This is a genomic window from Paraburkholderia sp. TE9906, from assembly GCF_056279605.1.
On sequence record NZ_JBWCCT010000005.1, the window covers coordinates 298866 to 315434 of the forward strand.

Genomic DNA, 16569 nt, shown 5'->3' on the forward strand with positions numbered 1-16569 from the left:
GTCAGCAACGAGTGCTCAGGTTGGTTGTGTTTTGACGGCGTTCGGCAGCGGCGCGGGCGCCACTTCCTTCACGACGAACAGGTAGACGAAGGCGGCGGCGAAGGCGACTCCCGCGCTGATCAGCAGTGCGTTGACGAACGAATGCGTCTGATCGACGACGATGCCCGTGATCACCGGCGCGAACGAGCCGCCCAGATAGCCGCCGAAGTTCTGCATGCTGCCGAGCGATGCCACGAGGTGGCGCGGCGCCGCGACGCTGACGAGCGCCCACGCGGTGCCGCTCGACATATTCACGAAGAACATCGCACAGGACACGTAGACGATCGCGAGCGTGGTGCTCGGCGTGTACGCGGCGGGCACCGTGAATGCCGCCGCGCCGATCAGGCCGATGCATAGCGGCCACTTGCGGCTGCGGATCGGCGCCATGCCGCGCTTGAGCAGATAGTCGGCGATCACGCCGCTGCTCAGCATGCCGATCGTGCCGAAGATGTACGGAATCGACACCAGCCAGCCGGTATGCGCGATGCTCAGGTGGCGCTCTTTCTCCAGATAACCGGGCAGCCACGTGAGGTACAGCCAGACCATGTAAATCACGCCCATGAAGCCGAAAATCATCCCCCACGTGTTGCGCAGCTTGAAGAGCGCGCCCCATTCGGACCAGCTCAGTCCTTTCGGACCTTCGGTGTTCAGCGAGCCTTCTTCGAGGTGCGCCGTTTCGGCTTCGGTGAGCACGAGTTCATCGCGGTTGCGATAGAACATGTACCAGCCCACCGCCACCAGAATGCCGAGCACGCCCATGATGACGAACATGGTTCGCCATCCGAATGAAAGCATCAGCACGGTGAGCAGCGGCGGGGCGATCATCGGCGCGATGGTCGACGACGAAATGAAGGTGCCGGTAGGACGTCCGCGCTCGCGCACGGCGAACCATTCGTTGACGACTTTCGCGCCGGCGGGAAACAGCGGCGCCTCGGCCACGCCGAGCACGACCCGTGCGACGAGGAAATGATTGAGGGACTGGATGAAGCCGCCCATCACCTGCGCGATCGACCACACCAGCATGCCGAGCCCGAGCATCACGCGTGAGCCGAAACGGTCGAGCAGCGCGCCCACCGGCAACTGCGCGAACGCATAGGACAGCGAGAACGCCGAAAGCAGCAGCCCCATCTGCGAAGCGGACAGATGAAGCTCCTCGCTCACCAGATGATTCGCGATCGACAGCGTGCTGCGATCGAGGTAATTGATGATGCCTGCAACCGTCAGAAAGGCGACCGCGACCAACTGAATACGTTTCAGACGCTGTGACTTCTGAAGCATGTTTGTCTCCTGCGCAAGATGTCTTGCGTGTGTTTGGAATAGTGCGGATACAAGGGCTAAAACACGAACTGCAACGACGACGTCAATAAGTCGCCCGTCCGCCGGACAGATCGAAAATCGCACCGGTACTGAACGAGCAGGAATCCGAACAAAGCCATAATGCGAGTTGCGCGACTTCATCCGTGGTGCCGAGCCGTCGCAGCGGACTCTTGTCGATCATCGTCTGCACGTGGGCTGGCGACATCTGCGCGAGCAGTGTGGTTTCCACCGCGGCGGGCGCGATGCCGTTCACGAGGATGCCGGTCTGCGCCAGCTCCTTGCCGAGCGACTTCGTCATGGCGATTACGCCGGCTTTCGCTGCGCTGTACGCGGACGCGTTCGGCGTGCCTTCCTTGCCCGCCAGCGAGGCGACATTGACGATGCGCCCGGCGTTCGCGCGGCGCATCACCGGCACGACGAAGCGGCTGACGTGATAGGTGCCGAGCAGGTTCACGTCGATCACGCGCTGCCATTCGAGCGGATCGTATTCGTCGAGCGGCAGCGTGGGACCCGCGAAACCGGCGTTGTTCACCAGATAGTCGATGCGGCCGTACGCGTCGAGCGTCGCCGCGAGCGCCGCCTCGATCGACTCGGGGCGCGTGATGTCCACCTGGAAGTGGCGCGGCGCGCGGGGCGTGTCCTGCTCTCCCGGCACGCGGTCCCAGTTGACCGCCGAGGCGCCATTGCACGCGAACGCCTCGCAAAGCGCGCGGCCGATGCCACCGGCCGCGCCCGTCACGACCGCGACGCGCCCGGAGAAATCGTAGTGAGCGAAGCTGACGGGCGCGCTCATCGGATGAACTGGTCCACGTAGTTCTCACCGAGGCCGACGGCCGTGTAGTGCTTGCGGCACATGTCGATCTTGGTGAACACATCCTCGTAGCCGGTGTAGTTGCCGTAGGGGTCGCAGTAGAACATCACCCCGTTGACCTGGAAGTACGTGATCATTTCCTCGACGTCGTCGGGCACGTAGAGCGTATGCGTTTCGCCGGGCGGCTCGTACACGTAGCTGCCTTCGGTGGCTTCCCAGTCGTGTTCCAGATAACGCCAGCGGCCCTTGAGCACCATGCCGTGCACGCTTTGCGGATGTCGATGGCGGCTCAGCACGCCCGACTTGCGAACCCGCAGCAGGTTCATCCAGTAACCCTGCGATGCGTTCAGGCACAGCGGGCGGAACGACACGTTTTCGGCCTGCGGGACCCAGACGCGCTCGTCGGTCGGAATCGCGAACGGAACGACGATCTCCTGCTGCGCTTCCTTCGGGAAAGGCAACTGGTACGGCGTCATGGGGGAATGGTTAGCCTCGGGCATGGGGATCCTCTTTGAAATGTCCGTATTGTGGACATGAAGTCCACCATATGGCTATTATCGAAAGGGGATTCGCCGAGGTCAATCCTGGGGAAATCACTTACCGGCACTGAAACGGAAGACGCGGCGGCTGCTTCGAAGCGGGCGGGGCGCCCAGCCACAAACGTGTCCGGCGACGCGCTCGAACAGATCGACGAATGCCCGTGAGCGCCTGTGTGTGAGCGCGAACCAGGGCGTGCCGGCGTCTCGTGATCGCTCACCATCTTTAAGCCTCCTTTAAGAGGAGGCCCCTACAGTACGCCACCTCCACGCAACCCACCGCACACTTTCAGACTATGACCACCAGCAAATATTGGCGCGGCAGCGCTGCCGCTTGCGTTGCGCTGGCGATCGCCGGTACCTATGCGATCAGCCACCGCGAAGCCGACGCGTCCGTCAGCGATACGCACAGCGGAGTCTCCGCCGCAGGCGCTTCGGCAGGTATCACCGGCACGCGTTCGTCTGCGCCGGACTTCTCCGGCATCGTTTCGCGCTACGGCGCGGCGGTCGTGCATATTGGCGCCAAACAGGCCGCTACCGGTGGTGAAGACGGTGAAGGCGGGCATGGTGGGGAAGCCCTCGGGTCGGGTTTCATCATCAGCCAGGACGGCTATGTGCTGACCAACAATCACGTGGTCGAAGGCGCCGAAAAAGTCACCGTGAAGCTGACCGACGGCCGCGAGTTTCGCGCGCACGTGATCGGCACGGACAAAACGTCCGACGTCGCCGTGCTGAAGATCGATGCATCGAACCTGCCGACCGTGAAGATCGGCGACCCGGCCAACAGCAAGGTCGGCGAATGGGTCGTGGCGATCGGTTCGCCGTACGGCTTCGACAGCACGGTGACCTCCGGCATCATCAGTGCGAAAGCGCGCCAGTTCTCCGACGACAGCCCGATCCCGTTCATTCAGACGGATGTGCCGGTCAATCCGGGCAACTCGGGTGGCCCGCTGTTCAATCTGAACGGTGAAGTGATCGGCATCAACTCGATGATCTATTCGCGCACGGGCGGCTTCCAGGGCCTGTCGTTCGCGATTCCGATCGACGCGGCGATGCACGTGAAAGACCAGCTGGTCAGCACTGGCCATGTGAGCCGCGGCCGCATCGGCGTGGGCGTGCAGCCGGTCAGCGCCGAGCAGGCGAAGTCGCTGGGTCTGGCCTCGACGCACGGCGCGCTGGTCGGCTCGGTCGATCCGAGCGGTCCGGCTCAAGCGGCCGGTTTGCGCCAGGGTGACGTGATCGTCAGCGTGAACGGCACCCGCATCGAGGGCACGCGCGAACTGGTGGGCCAGGTCTCGCAGCTGACCCCGGGCAGCACGGCGACGCTCAGCGTCTGGCGTAATGGCGCCGAGCGCAAGCTGTCGGTGACGGTCGGCGTGCAGTCGTCGCAAGTTGCATCCGAGTCGCCGCGTGCGCGGCAACCGCAACAACAGCCGCAGCCGCAGCAGTCCCGCCCGCGTCTGGGCGTGGCGGTTCGCCCGCTCACCGCGGACGAGCAGCAGGAAGCCTCGCTGCCCGGCGGCGTGGTCGTGCAACAGGCCGGTGGCCCGGCCGCTGCTGCGGGCATTCAGGCCGGCGACATCATCGTCGCGGTGGACGGCAAGCTGATTCGCGGCGTCCAGCAACTCAAGCAAATGATCGCGCAGGCCGACGACAGCGTTTCACTGACCGTGGTGCGCGATGGCGAAGAAGCGTCGGTGACCGTGAACCTCGGCTAACCCCGCGGCGTTACATCGACGAAAACGGCACTGCGCGCAGGATGCTGCGCACAGTGCCTCAGTTTGACTGGTTCCCGGCCGCTTGCACCTGCTGAATGTGCGGCGCGTCGGGACCGCCGCCCAGTGCGACGTAAAGCGACACGCCGTTTTGCAACGCGGTGGCGCGAAGCTGAATCAGCTGCTGCTCGGCAGAAAAAAGATTGCGCCGCGCATCCACCACCTCGAGATAGATCGAGATCCCATTCTCATAGCGAAGCTCGGCCGTTTCGGCGAGTTGCCGCTGTGCTTCTACCGCCTGTTCCTGCGCGGTAATCTGCTCCTTATAGCGTTGGCGTCCGACCAATGCATCGGATACCTCACGAAAAGCCGTCTGCACGGTGCGCTGATAATCGGCGACCAGTTCATCGCGCCGTGCGCGCGTCTGCGCGAGTTGCGCCTGACGCTGGCCGGCATCGAAGATCGGCATCGCGACCAGCGCGCCCACCGACCACGCCTGTTTGCCTGGCACGAAGAGGTCGCTCAGTTCCGCCGACACATAACCGAAACTGCCCGTCAGCGCGATGCGCGGGAAGAAGTCCGCGCGCGCCGCGCCGATGTCCGCGTCGGCTGCACGAAGCTGTTGTTCGGCCTGCACGATGTCGGGCCGATTGACGAGCAACGCGGACGGCAGACCCGGGTCCAGCTCGCCGAACTGTTTGGCGTCGGCGATCGCCGCCGCCGGGGGGAGCGTATCCTGCAATGGCCCGCCGATCACCACTTCCAGTTGATTGCGCTGCTGCGCGGTGGTCCTTTGCAATTCCGCCAACTGGGTCTGCGCCTGCGTGACGAGAATCGCGGCCTGCTCGTAATCGACCATCGACGTCACGCCGGCGTCCAGCCGCAGCTTCGCGACTTCGAGCGCATAGCGGCGGCTCGCCAGCGTCCGTTCGGCAAGCTCGATGCCTTCCTCGCCCGAGCGGATCGCGTAATAGTTCGCCGCGACATTGCCGATCAGCGACAAACGGAATGCGCGCTGTGCTTCGACGGTTGCGAGATAGCGCAGGCGCGCGGCGTCGCTGAGATTGCGCACACGTCCCCAGAAGTCCAGTTCGAACGACGTCACCGCCGCCTGCACGTTGTACTGGTTGAACTGGATCGACGTGTTGTTGTCGGGGAGTTCCGGTTCGATCGAACTGAGCGGCGTTTTGGTGCGCGTCGCGCCCGCATTGACGTTGACCTGCGGGAAGCGCTGCGCGTTCTGGATGCGATAGAACGCGCGCGCCTGTTCGATGCGCGCGACCGACGCCGCCAGATCGCGGTTGCGTTGCAGCGCCGTGGCGATCAGCAGCTTCAGGTGCGGATCGGCGAAGAATGTTTCCCAGTCGACCTCGGTTGCGAGGTGGGTGCCTTCGGCATGGGGCATCGCGAAGTGCTCCGCGATCGGCAGTTCAGGCTGGCGATAGGTCGGCGCGAAATTGCAAGCGGCCAGCGAGCAGACGAGCGGCACGAGCGGCACGAGCGGGACCAGCAGGCGCTTACGCATCTTGCTTGCCTCCCGCCGGTTCGCCGCCGTTGGACGCGGCCAGATCATCCTCGTCGAGATCGATCTTGCGCTTCTTGCGGCTCAGCCAGCGACGCGCGGCCACATAGAACAGCGGCGTGAAGAAGATGCCGAACAGCGTCGCCGTCAACATGCTGCCCATCACGCCGGTGCCGACCGCGCGCCGGCTCGCGGCGCCCGCGCCGGTCGCGAGCACGAGCGGCATCATGCCGAGCACGAAAGTGACGCTGGTCATCAGGATCGGACGCAGGCGCTGCTGCGCGCCATTCTTCGCGGCGGCGATCGCGTCTTTTCCTTCGGATTCCTCCTTGATCGCGAACTCGACGATCAGAATCGCGTTCTTCGCCGCTAGCCCGATGATAGTCACGAGCCCGATATTGAAGTAGACGTCCGCCGAAAGGCCGCGCAGCATCGTCAGCACCACCGCCCCGATCACGCCGAACGGAATGATCAGCAGCACCGAGGCCGGAATCGCCCAGCTTTCGTACAGCGCGGCGAGCAGCAGGAACACGACCACCAGCGACAGGCCGAGCAGCAGGCCGATCTGGCCGCCGGCCTGTTTCTCCTCGAACGCGGTGCCGGTCCATTCGTACGTGAGATTGCCGGTCAGCACATGCGAAGCGATGCGCTCCATTTCGGTGAGCGCGGCGCCGCTCGAGCGGCCCGCTGCCGCCTGGCCGGATACGGTGGCCGACGGAAAGCCGTTATAGCGTTCGAGCTGCTGCGGACCGGAAATCCAGCGCACGCGGCTGAACGCCGAGAACGGCACCATCTCGTTGCGGTTGTTGCGTAATCGCAGCGCGCTCACGTCTTCCGCTCTCATCCGATGCTCGGCATCCGCCTGCAGAAACACGCGCAGCACATTGCCCTCGAACACGAAGTCGTTCACGTAGTTCGAGCCGAACGACAGCGCCAGCGCCTGATTGACCTGTCCGATCTGCAGGCCGAGCGCGCGCGCCTTGACGCGGTCGATCTCCACGTACAACTGCGGCGCCTCGGGCATGCCCTCGGAGCGCACGCCCGCGAGAATCGGGCTTTGCGCCGCCTCGATCATGATGCGCCGCGCGGCCTGTTGCAGCGCATCGCCGCCGACGCCGCTGCGGTCCTGGATCTTCATCGTGAAGCCCGTCGCGTTGCCGAGCGAGGGGATGGCCGGGGGATCGAGGGCGAAAATCATCGCTTCGGGAATCTGCCGGAACGCGCCGTTGGCGCGGCGAACCAGTGCGCTCGCGGAGTTCGCCTCGCCAGGCCGCTCGTCCCACGGCTTCAGATCGACGAAGGAGAGCGCCGCCGATTGTCCCTGGCCGAAGAAGCTGAACCCGGTCACCGACGCCACGTTGCGCACCTGCGGCTGTTGACGCAAAAACGCTTCGACCTGGTTGATCGCCTGCTGGGTGCGCTGCTCGGTGGAACCCGGCGCGCCGGTGTAGGTGATGAACACATGCCCTTGATCTTCGGTCGGCAGAAAGCCGCCTGGCAGCCGCATGAAAAGCCAGGCGGTAATCACGCAGGCGACCACGAACAGCAGCAGCCAGCGCAGCGGCGAGCGCAGCATCGCGTCGACGCCGCGAATATAACGGTCGGTGCCCGCGCCGAGGCCGCGGTTGAATCCGTCGAACACCCGCTGCAACAGTTTGCCGGCCGCGCTTGTCGGCGTGGCCCCCTTATAGGTTTCGTTGCGTAGCAACGCGGCACACAACGCCGCGCCGAGCGTGAGCGCGAGCAGAGTGGAGAGGATGATCGACACCGCGAGCGTCACCGAGAACTGCCGGTAGATGCCGCCGGTCGAGCCGGGGAAGAACGCCATCGGAATGAACACCGCGACCAGCACCAGCGTACTCGCGATCACCGCGCCGGAAATCTGGCCGACCGCCTTGACGGTGGCGCGCGGCGCGCTGAGTCCTTCTTCGCGCATGATGCGCGCGACGTTTTCGACGACCACGATCGCGTCGTCGTTGAGGATACCGATCGCCACCACCATCCCGAACAGCGACAGGATGTTGATCGACAGCCCGAACAGATACAGCCCGGCGCAGGTGCCGATCAGCGCGACGGGTACGACCAGCGTCGGAATGAGCGTGGCGCGCCAGTCTTGCAGGAACAGGAACACCACGACGGTGACGAGCAGCAGCGCCTCGATCATCGTGCGGATCACGCTGTGCACGGACGTCGTGATGAACGGCGTCGTATCGAACGGCACCGCCCACGTCACGCCGCGCGGGAAGGTCGGCTGCAATTCGGCCATGCGCTGGCGCACGTGATTGGCGACCGCGAGCGCGTTGGCCCCGCTCGCGAGCTGGATCGCGATGCCGGCCGACTCCTTGCCGTTGACGCTCAACCGGTTGCCGTAGCTGTCGTTGCCGAGTTCGACGCGCGCGACGTCGCCCAGACGCACGGTCGAGCCATCCGGATTGGCGCGCACGATGATTTCGCGGAACTGCTCGGGCGTCGAGAAACGGCTTTGCGTGACGATCTGCGCGGTGAATTCGGAGCTGCCCGCGTTGGGCTGGTCGCCGAGTCCGCCGCCCGCCGTCTGGCTGTTCTGCTCCTGCACGGCCTGCAACACCTCGCTCGCCGACAGACCGAAGCCCGCCAGCCTGGTCGGGTCGAGCCAGATGCGCATCGCGTACGACGAGCCGAACAGCTGCACGTCGCCGACCCCGTCGATCCGGCGCAACTCGTTGACGATGTTGTTGGACGCGAAGTTGCCCATCGCCGTCGCGTTGGTGGAGCCGTCGGCGTTCTGCAACGCGAGCAGCATCAGAAAGCCCGACGACGCCTTGGTCACGCTGATGCCGCGTTGCCGCACTTCCAGCGGCAGGCGCGGCTCGACGCGGCTCAGGCGGTCCTGGACCTGGGTGCGCGCGATGTCGAGATTGGTGCCCGGCTTGAGCACCACAGTGATCTGCGCGGTGCCGTTGGAGCGGCTGACCGATGACATGTAGAGAAAATTCTCGATGCCGTTCATCTCGTCTTCGATGATCGAGGTGACGGTGCGATCGAGCGTGCGCGCGTCGGCGCCGCTGAAGATTGCCGAGATGCTGAGCGAGGGGGGCGCGACGTCCGGATATTGTTCGACGGGCAGAAGCGCGACGGCCAACGTGCCGAACAGCACCGTGAACAGTGCGATGACCCAGGCGAAGACCGGGCGGGAAACGAAGAAACGATTCATCGGGCTCCCGTCAGCGCGTGGCCGAAGCCGGTGTCGGCGCCGCGGTTGCCGCTGCCGCTGCTGCTGCCGTTCCCGCTGCGGGGGCAGGCCGCGCATCGACCCGCTGGCCGGGCTGGACCTTCTGCCACCCGTCGACGATCACGCGCTCGCCGGGTTTCAACCCGTCGCGCACGGTCCAGCGTCCTTCGCCTTGCTCGCCGAGATCGATGTTGCGGTGAACCACGGTGCCGTCGTCCGCGACGAGCGCCACGCTGGCGATGCCGTTGTCCAGTTGCACCGCGCGTTCGGCAATCCGGATGCCTTGCCGGTTGCCCGCCGTGATGATGCGCCCGCGCACGAATTGCCCGGGTAACAGCGTGCGCGACGGATTGGCGAACTGGGCGCGCACCGTTTGCGTGCCGGTCGACGGATCGACGACCAGATCGGCGAAGTCGAGGAAGCCGTGCTCGTCGTAGACCTGGCCGTTGGCGAGCAGCAGTTCGACCTCGACGTGTTTCATATCGATCGCCTTGCGCGTGCCCGACTGAATCTGTTGCTCGACGTCGAGCATCGCCGTATTCGATTGCGTGAACACGGCGTTGATCGGCGAGAGCTGATTGACCTGCGCCATCAGCGTAGCCGCGCCAGCGCTGACGAGCGCGCCTTCGGTGACTTGCGCGCGGCCCACGCGTCCGGCGATCGGCGTGCGCACCACGGAGCGTTCGAGTCGCAGATTGGCGAGCGTCACGGCGGCCTGCGCATCGGCGACGTTGGCCTGGGCCTGCTGCATCGTCGCGACCGCGGCGTCGTTTTCCTGGGCGCTGACCGCGTGCCGCTCGAGCAGCGGCCTGAAGCGATCCACTACCGAAGCCGCGTTCTTATACACGGCGGTGGCGCGCGTCAAGGCAGCCTGCGCCTGCTGCAACTGCGCGCGGTAGTCCCGGTCGTCGATCTGGAAGAGCGGCGCGTTGGCGCGCAGGTCCGTGCCTTCCTGATAGAGCGTGCGCTCGACGATGCCGTCGACCCGCGCGCGAATCTCCGCGGTGCGGACCGCCTCGATCCGGCCAGGCAATTCGACGACGTCCGGCACGTTCGACGCGGCCACCGTTTCGACCAGCACGGGCACCGGCGGCATGGCCGCAGCCGGCACATCCTGCCTGTCGCCGCAGGCGGCAAGCACGAGCGGCAAACCGGTGATTACAACGAATACGGCACGACTACATAAGCTGGACGCGGAGCAGGGCAAGAGAAACTCCTCGGTGAAGGCACTCTTTTTCGCTTTGAATTTGCTTGCAGTCTTACGGTCTTGCAGTGTGATGGCGGGTGGTTCTTTAGGGCTTCCGGGCGGCGGCCGTTGCAGCCGGCGTATTACACGCTTGCGTCCAATTGCAAGTTGCCTGAACCCACGTTGTAATCGAGGACAGGTGTTTCATGCGTATTCTCACTGAAGGCCAGCATCTTGATCCGGTTTTCGGCAATGCGCTTTCATGCGGATAACGAGCTTGATACTTTTTAATGCCCGCGGCACAAAATCTCTGTCGATCTTACAAGGTTTGACCTGCTTGTCAAATTGCCGCGCCAATGCAATTGAAAGCGGCGCGATGCCGGCGGCGGGCGCACAAAGTTTAGTACAGGTAAACCGCATGAGGGGGCGCTACCGGGCGCGCTGGTACCCGGGACTGGCCGGAAAGAATGGGTGAACGGTCGATTATGTTTTCAAACCGGCATATCGCAATGGCGATTTGAACGGCACGCAACCGTTATCAATGAAAGCTGGGTATAAAGCCGGGGCCGTCTGTCGAGCATCATGTGCCGCGCGCGCTCAATGCCGCGCGACGCCGCATCGACCTGTTGAGCCGGTTGAATGGCCATGCGCTCAGGTTCTCTGTGCCAGTGGGGGGGAGTTAGCGCGCTTGCGCATCCGACGAGCTCAAGGTTTGCACGCGCATCGAGGGATCGCGCACGATCGACGCTTCGGAAAACGGAACGCTCAGCCAGCGCCGCGCGGCGTAGTCGCGCGTCGCGTCGGCATAGTGGGGTGAGGCCGGGTCGCCGGATTCGGACGACGCGAGCATGGTCCGCGCAAGCACCTGGTCGCCGTCGAACGAGACGAGCTGCAGGTAGGTGTCGCCGTTCGGGTTGATGTCCATCGAATAGCCGCGCGTATCGAACGGATGGGCCGCGCACGCGGCCGTGAAGTAGCCCCCTGCGTCGCAGCCGCCGAATAGCGGGATGCGCTCGCCATTGCGCTGTACGTAGAGTGCGGCGCTGCGTGGCTCATCGAGCGCGATGCCGGCGTGACGCAGGGCGGCGATGGCGTCGTGCAGCGCGGCGGCGAGTTTGGCCGGGTCGGCGGCGATGCCCGCGGGTGTCGTCAGCGGTTGCGCGGGATCGAACTGCACCGCGTACAACTGCTGCGGAGGAATCGTCAGCAGGCGACGCCACAGTTCGTCCCACAGCGTCGCGCCGACGGCATTGGCGGCAGCGGTGTCGTCCCAGGTGGCGAGTACTTTGCAGGCTTGACGGAGGTCGTTGCTTTTATCGGATTCAATCGCGGCGTCATTTGCACCGGCCACTGCGCCGCCGCACAGGCGATCGAGCACGGGCTGCTTGAACAGCAGCGCCGACATCGAGCGGCTGTCGAGCGCGGCGCGGCCGAGCGCATCGGCGGACACGCCCGCCGGGTCGCTTTGCAACTGCGTCGCGATGCTGTGACCGAGACGCGTGCGCAGCGATTGCGGCGTATGTGTCGCGCCGACTATCTGCGCGTAGCCGCTCAACGGCTCAGCCGGATTGCTGAGCCAGTAGCTGCCATTGAAATTGCCGACGTAATCGCGCCGCAAGAGGCTCGGCATCTGCGCGACCGGCAATGCGCGAGGCTGCACGGAGCCGGTCTGATTGCGCCAGTCGCAATCGCTGCGCGAACCGTCGAGGAACGGCACGCCCGGCATCGACTGCGCCAGCGCGCGGCCGACCGGCGGCGTACAGCGCTGCGCGAGTTCATCGGGCACGTCCGGCACCGCGCCGATATCCGCGTACCACACGCGCGGATCGCCCCGGCCGATTGCCAGCGTATTCACCCACGGCACCGCCGCGTTCTTCTTCTGGATGCGGATGAAATCGTCGAGCGAACTCGCCTGGTTCCATTCGAGAAAGTTTTCGAACACGCGGAAGTTGTCCGCGTTGATGTCACGCAGCGCGAAAGCCTGCTGCTGATTCCACGCGAGCGCGGGCGACATCGCGCCGAGATTGACGAGCGGGCCGAAACGCGAGCGATACAGCGTGCGCGACACGCTATGGATCGAACCGTCGTCCGCGCGCACCTCGACCTTCACTTGCGTCGGTGTCATCGTTTCGCTCCTGCCGTCGACCAGGTAGCGCGTCGGCGAGCCCGGCACGAGCGTCAGCTTGAAGAGGCCAAAGCGCTTCGCGGTGGAGACGGTATGTGTCCACGCGACGTTTTCGTTGAAGCCGATCATGATCAGCGGGATGCCGAGCAAGGACACGCCGCTCACGTTGAGCTTGCCGGGGATCGTCAGTTGTGCCTGGTAGAAGCGGTCCGGGCCACTCCAGAACCAATGCGGATTGCCGAGCAGCAGCGCGCTGCCGTTATGCGTCGCGTCCGCGCCGAACGCCAGTGCGTTGCTGCCGATTCCGGAATGGCCGCCGAAGTGGGCGAGCGGCGCGGTGGTGGCGAGTTCGTTCTTGTCCGTTGCGCTCACGTCTTCTTGCTGCTGCTCACGCGAAGCTGCGGGTCGTGCAACGTCCGCAACCGGCGGCTTTGCCGTCGCGATCGCGCTGGCAAAGCGTGCCGCGCTGCCCGCCAGATTCGCCGCGTAAAGACGCCGGTAAATATCCGCGCTGCTGATCTTGCCCGCCCACGGCGCCGCACGGCAAGCCGCATGCGCGCCGGGCGACGCGCCTTGCGCAAGCTCGCCGACATAGCGGTTGTAGCCCGCCACGAAGCCGTCGATCAGGGCATGCATGTCGGCGGTCTGACTTTGCCGATAGCGCGCAACGGCGGCATCGTCGGCGATGAATCGGAAGAAGAAGTCGGCGTCGAGGTTCTCGGGCTGGCCGAAGCTCGCTTCGGTCGTGGGGCGCGCTTTCGCGCCGAAGTAGCGTGAGCGTTCGCCACGATAGGAGACGAAGGCGTCGGCCATTGTGCACAGATTGTCCTGTGCCTGGACGTAGCCGTAGCCATAGCCGAGGCTGCCCCAGTCGCCGGCTTTCACATGCGGAATGCCCAGCGCGGTGCGGCGGATCTCGACCTGATACGGTCCCGTGCGCGCGTCGAGTTCGGCGTTCGGCACGGCGCAGCTTTGCAGGCCCCATGCGAGCAAGGGCAGGGTGACTAGCAGACGGACCCGATGGCGCAGAAAAACGGTCAAAGGCATAGGCAGTCCACGAGCAGGCTGTTGGCGGTGAAGAATATGGCGTAAACGGGGAAAGTTCGCGCCGTCTTACAACGTACCGGCGGCAACCGGCGTGCCCGCCACGCGCGGCTCGCGCAGGCGAGCGCCAGTTCGGCGTCGGTGAAGTCGAAATGGTCCGGGCCGCCGTCGCGCACGAAGGGCAGTGCCTGGAACGGCTTGAGCGTCGAGCGGGAGAACACCCACGCGAGCGGATCGCCGGCGTGGGCCAGCAGCGCGCCGGTAGTGTCGACCACCGCCACCGATCCCCAGTGAATACGCTCCACATGAGCGTTGCGGGTGGCGACGACGAGCGGGACGTGCGAGGGAAGGGTCATTACGTGTCCTTCGGGGTGAAACGATAAAGCCGAGTTTAATTATTGCAAAAAAATGCATTTAGACGTAATTTCGAAAATGGTTTTGCACTGGACGCAACGCAAGCATGCCTTCGAAAAAAGCCAGAGACGTGAGCCTCGATCAACTCGGCGCGATGCGCGCGCTGGTGCGGATCGTCGAATTGGGGAGTTTCTCGGCCGCGGCGCGCGAACTGAAGGTCGCGACGTCGACGATCGCACGCAAGATCACGGCGCTCGAAGCAATGCTCGGCGTGCCGCTGCTGCACCGCTCGACCCATCATGTCGCGCTGACCGAAGCGGGGACGCTGTATCACGCGCGCGCGGTGTCGATGATCGCGGATCTCGACGACACGCTGCGTGTGGTCGCGGAGCTGGATTCCGCGCCCAGCGGTCCGTTGAAACTGACCGCGCCGGTGGCGTTCGGGCGCCGCTATCTGGCGCCGCTGGTCGCGCCTTTTCTCGAGCTTTATCCAGCCGTTCAGCTCGATCTGCGCCTGACCGACAACCACAACGACATGGTCATGGGCGGCTTCGACCTCGACATCCACGAAGGCGAGAACTATCTCGACAACCTGATCGTGCAGCCGATCTCGCGCAACGACAGCATCCTGTGCGCCGCGCCTGGCTATTTCGCGCGACGCGGGCGCCCGCGCAGGCCCGCCGATCTGATCAATCACAACTGCTTGCGCTATCTGCATCCGGAGGGCGATCGGCGCTGGCATCTGTCGGATGGCAAGGCCGTGCAGTCGGTGATGCCGTTGGGCAATCTGCAATCCGACCACTCGGAACTGCTGCTGGAGGCGACACGCGTGGGCCTCGGCATCGCCGAGTTCGAGATCTGGCTGATCCGCGATCTGCTGGTGAGCGGCGAGCTGGAGGTCGCGCTGCCGGACTACCGGCTCGAAAACGCGCTGACCGGCCGGCAGATTTACATGGCGTATCTGCCGAACCGGCGCTTCTCGACCAAGGTGCGCGTGCTGCGCGAGTTTATGGCCGAGCGTCTGAAGGGCATTGGCGAATTGCCCGAGCGGATGCAGACGCCGGCTTTGGGGGCCGACGTTTGACGCGGAGGTGATAAAGCTGCTGGCAGCCCGCTAGCCCGCTAGCCCGCTAGCCACGCACGCGGCGCAAGCACGCCGCAACGCGCGGCAGCAAGCCGCCCGTCGCGTGTGCGGATTATGAGCGAGGGCTCAGGCCCCGCCGCTCAATGACGCTCCGGAAAGCGCAGCTTCGAATGATTCCGGCCGTACGTCAGATAGATCACCATTCCGATCACCAGCCACACGACGAGCCGCCCCCAGGTCACGAGCGGCAGCCCGACCATCAGCAGGAGACAGAACAGGATGCCCAGCACCGGCACGACCGGCACGCCCGGCACCCGGAACGGCCGCAACGCGTCGGAATCGCTGCGGCGCAGATACATCACCGCAGCGCACACGAGGATGAACGCGAACAGCGTGCCGATGCTGACCATCTCCCCGAGCACGCCGATCGGCGTCAGCGCCGCCACGATCGCGACGATCGTGCCGATCAGGATCTGGCTCAGATGAGGCGTCTGCAGACGCGGATGCACCCGCGCGAACAGCGGCGGCAGCAAGCCGTCCTGCGACATCGTGAAGAAGATGCGGCTCTGGCCGTACAGCAGCACGAGGATCACGGTGGTGAGCCCCGTCAATGCGCCGATCTTGATCAGGATCGAGAACCAGTTCAGACCGATCGCGTCGACGCCCCTGGCAATCGGGTCAGGGACGTTCAGATCAGCATAAGGCACGAGCCCGGTGAGCACGCCCGCGACGAGGATGTAAAGCACCGTGCAGACGATCAGCGAGCCAAGAATGCCGATCGGCATATCACGCTGCGGCTTCTTCGCTTCCTGTGCGGCGGTGGACACCGCATCGAAACCGATGAACGCGAAAAACACCACCGCCGAGCCACGCAGAATCCCGCTCATCCCGAAGTGGCCGAACTCGCCCGTATTCGCCGGGATGAACGGATGCCAGTTCTCCGGTTTGATGAAAAACACGCCGAGCGCGATGAAGGCCACCACCACGACGAGCTTGACCGCCACCATGATGTTGTTCAGCCGCGCGGATTCCTTCGTGCCGAGCACCAGCATGGTCGTGAGAATCGCGATGATCACGATGGCCGGCAGATTGACGACGCCGGTCGCCGTGGTGCCGTCGGCGAGCTTGATCACGGTGCCCGGCGCGGCGGCCAGGGTCGGCGGGATATTGATCCCCACGTTATGCAGCAGGCTCACGATGTAACCCGACCAGCCGACCGCGACGGTCGCCGCGCCCATCGCGTATTCGAGAATCAGGTCCCAGCCGATGATCCACGCGAAGATTTCGCCGAGCGTCGCGTAGGTGTACGTATAACTGCTGCCGCAAACCGGCAACATCGCCGCCAGTTCCGAATAGCACAGGCCGACGAACGCGCACGCAATGCCGCCGAGCACGAACGACAGCGTGATGCTGGGGCCCGCGAATTGCGCCGCGGCCGTGCCGGTCAGCACGAAGATGCCGGCGCCGATGATCGCGCCGATGCCCATCGCGGTGATGCTGGCCGCGCCGAGCGTTTTCGATAATGAGTGACTGCCGTGAGCTTCGGCGCTATTCACGATATCGGCGACGGATTTCCGTGCCATGTAACGCGTATCAGCCATGATGAGTCGTCCCGTTCATTGGTG

Annotated in this window: 11 protein-coding genes; 2 read left to right on the plus strand and 9 right to left on the minus strand. The window is 64.8% G+C overall.

The genetic code is table 11. The features are described from left to right. Positions 1-15 precede the first annotated feature (15 nt). The 3 genes from ACZ9H4_RS15415 to ACZ9H4_RS15425 all read right to left on the minus strand — a co-directional run bounded on the left by ACZ9H4_RS15415 (position 16) and on the right by ACZ9H4_RS15425 (position 2667). Complete coding sequence (locus ACZ9H4_RS15415) at positions 16-1317, minus strand: MFS transporter (RefSeq protein ID WP_476119475.1); 1302 nt, start codon at positions 1315-1317, stop codon at positions 16-18. A gap of 82 nt (positions 1318-1399) precedes the next feature. Next, complete coding sequence (locus tag ACZ9H4_RS15420) at positions 1400-2149, minus strand: SDR family NAD(P)-dependent oxidoreductase (protein WP_408327060.1); 750 nt, start codon at positions 2147-2149, stop codon at positions 1400-1402. After that, entirely contained in the window at positions 2146-2667 is a 522-nt protein-coding gene (locus ACZ9H4_RS15425) for a 2,4'-dihydroxyacetophenone dioxygenase family protein (RefSeq protein ID WP_408141283.1), read from the minus strand. The genes ACZ9H4_RS15420 and ACZ9H4_RS15425 overlap by 4 nt, the downstream gene beginning before the upstream one ends. A 332-nt stretch (positions 2668-2999) precedes the next feature. Here ACZ9H4_RS15425 and ACZ9H4_RS15430 point away from each other — a divergent pair, with 332 nt between their 5' ends. Further along, a complete protein-coding gene (locus ACZ9H4_RS15430; RefSeq protein WP_476119478.1) occupies positions 3000-4421 on the plus strand; it encodes a trypsin-like peptidase domain-containing protein in 1422 nt (473 codons plus the stop codon). A gap of 58 nt (positions 4422-4479) precedes the next feature. On the opposite strand, the gene ACZ9H4_RS15435 is transcribed toward ACZ9H4_RS15430, so the two are convergent. From ACZ9H4_RS15435 to ACZ9H4_RS15455, 5 genes are all read right to left on the minus strand, one after another. After that, entirely contained in the window at positions 4480-5943 is a 1464-nt protein-coding gene (locus tag ACZ9H4_RS15435; RefSeq protein ID WP_476119480.1) for an efflux transporter outer membrane subunit, read from the minus strand. Beyond that, on the minus strand, positions 5936-9133 hold the full coding sequence (locus ACZ9H4_RS15440; RefSeq protein ID WP_476119482.1) for a multidrug efflux RND transporter permease subunit: 3198 nt from the start codon (positions 9131-9133) through the stop codon (positions 5936-5938). The genes ACZ9H4_RS15435 and ACZ9H4_RS15440 overlap by 8 nt, the downstream gene beginning before the upstream one ends. 10 nt (positions 9134-9143) lie before the next feature. Then, on the minus strand, positions 9144-10358 hold the full coding sequence (locus ACZ9H4_RS15445) for an efflux RND transporter periplasmic adaptor subunit (RefSeq protein WP_476119484.1): 1215 nt from the start codon (positions 10356-10358) through the stop codon (positions 9144-9146). Between the two features lie 658 nt (positions 10359-11016). Then, entirely contained in the window at positions 11017-13509 is a 2493-nt protein-coding gene (locus tag ACZ9H4_RS15450) for a penicillin acylase family protein (RefSeq protein ID WP_476119486.1), read from the minus strand. Next, positions 13500-13862 carry an asparaginase gene (locus ACZ9H4_RS15455; RefSeq protein WP_476119488.1) on the minus strand — a complete coding sequence of 121 codons (363 nt, stop codon included), beginning with the start codon at positions 13860-13862 and terminating at the stop codon, positions 13500-13502. Before ACZ9H4_RS15455 ends, ACZ9H4_RS15450 begins: the two co-directional genes overlap by 10 nt. Positions 13863-13966: 104 nt before the next feature. On the opposite strand from ACZ9H4_RS15455, the gene ACZ9H4_RS15460 reads away from it, so the two are divergent. Next, a complete protein-coding gene (locus ACZ9H4_RS15460) occupies positions 13967-14944 on the plus strand; it encodes a LysR family transcriptional regulator (protein WP_476119490.1) in 978 nt (325 codons plus the stop codon). Between the two features lie 140 nt (positions 14945-15084). On the opposite strand, the gene ACZ9H4_RS15465 is transcribed toward ACZ9H4_RS15460, so the two are convergent. Continuing rightward, positions 15085-16545, minus strand: coding sequence for an amino acid permease (locus ACZ9H4_RS15465; protein WP_408327036.1), 1461 nt, complete (start codon positions 16543-16545; stop codon positions 15085-15087). Positions 16546-16569 lie beyond the last annotated feature (24 nt).

What these genes read in the sequence shown, in the direction of transcription:
- ACZ9H4_RS15415 (WP_476119475.1), bottom strand. Translation starts at nt 1,317, where the DNA reads ATGCTTCAGAAGTCACAGCGTCTGAAACGTATTCAGTTGGTCGCGGTC.
- ACZ9H4_RS15420 (WP_408327060.1), bottom strand. Translation starts at nt 2,149, where the DNA reads ATGAGCGCGCCCGTCAGCTTCGCTCACTACGATTTCTCCGGGCGCGTC.
- ACZ9H4_RS15425 (WP_408141283.1), bottom strand. Translation starts at nt 2,667, where the DNA reads ATGCCCGAGGCTAACCATTCCCCCATGACGCCGTACCAGTTGCCTTTC.
- ACZ9H4_RS15430 (WP_476119478.1), top strand. Translation starts at nt 3,000, where the DNA reads ATGACCACCAGCAAATATTGGCGCGGCAGCGCTGCCGCTTGCGTTGCG.
- ACZ9H4_RS15435 (WP_476119480.1), bottom strand. Translation starts at nt 5,943, where the DNA reads ATGCGTAAGCGCCTGCTGGTCCCGCTCGTGCCGCTCGTGCCGCTCGTC.
- ACZ9H4_RS15440 (WP_476119482.1), bottom strand. Translation starts at nt 9,133, where the DNA reads ATGAATCGTTTCTTCGTTTCCCGCCCGGTCTTCGCCTGGGTCATCGCA.
- ACZ9H4_RS15450 (WP_476119486.1), bottom strand. Translation starts at nt 13,509, where the DNA reads ATGCCTTTGACCGTTTTTCTGCGCCATCGGGTCCGTCTGCTAGTCACC.
- ACZ9H4_RS15455 (WP_476119488.1), bottom strand. Translation starts at nt 13,862, where the DNA reads ATGACCCTTCCCTCGCACGTCCCGCTCGTCGTCGCCACCCGCAACGCT.
- ACZ9H4_RS15460 (WP_476119490.1), top strand. Translation starts at nt 13,967, where the DNA reads ATGCCTTCGAAAAAAGCCAGAGACGTGAGCCTCGATCAACTCGGCGCG.
- ACZ9H4_RS15465 (WP_408327036.1), bottom strand. Translation starts at nt 16,545, where the DNA reads ATGGCTGATACGCGTTACATGGCACGGAAATCCGTCGCCGATATCGTG.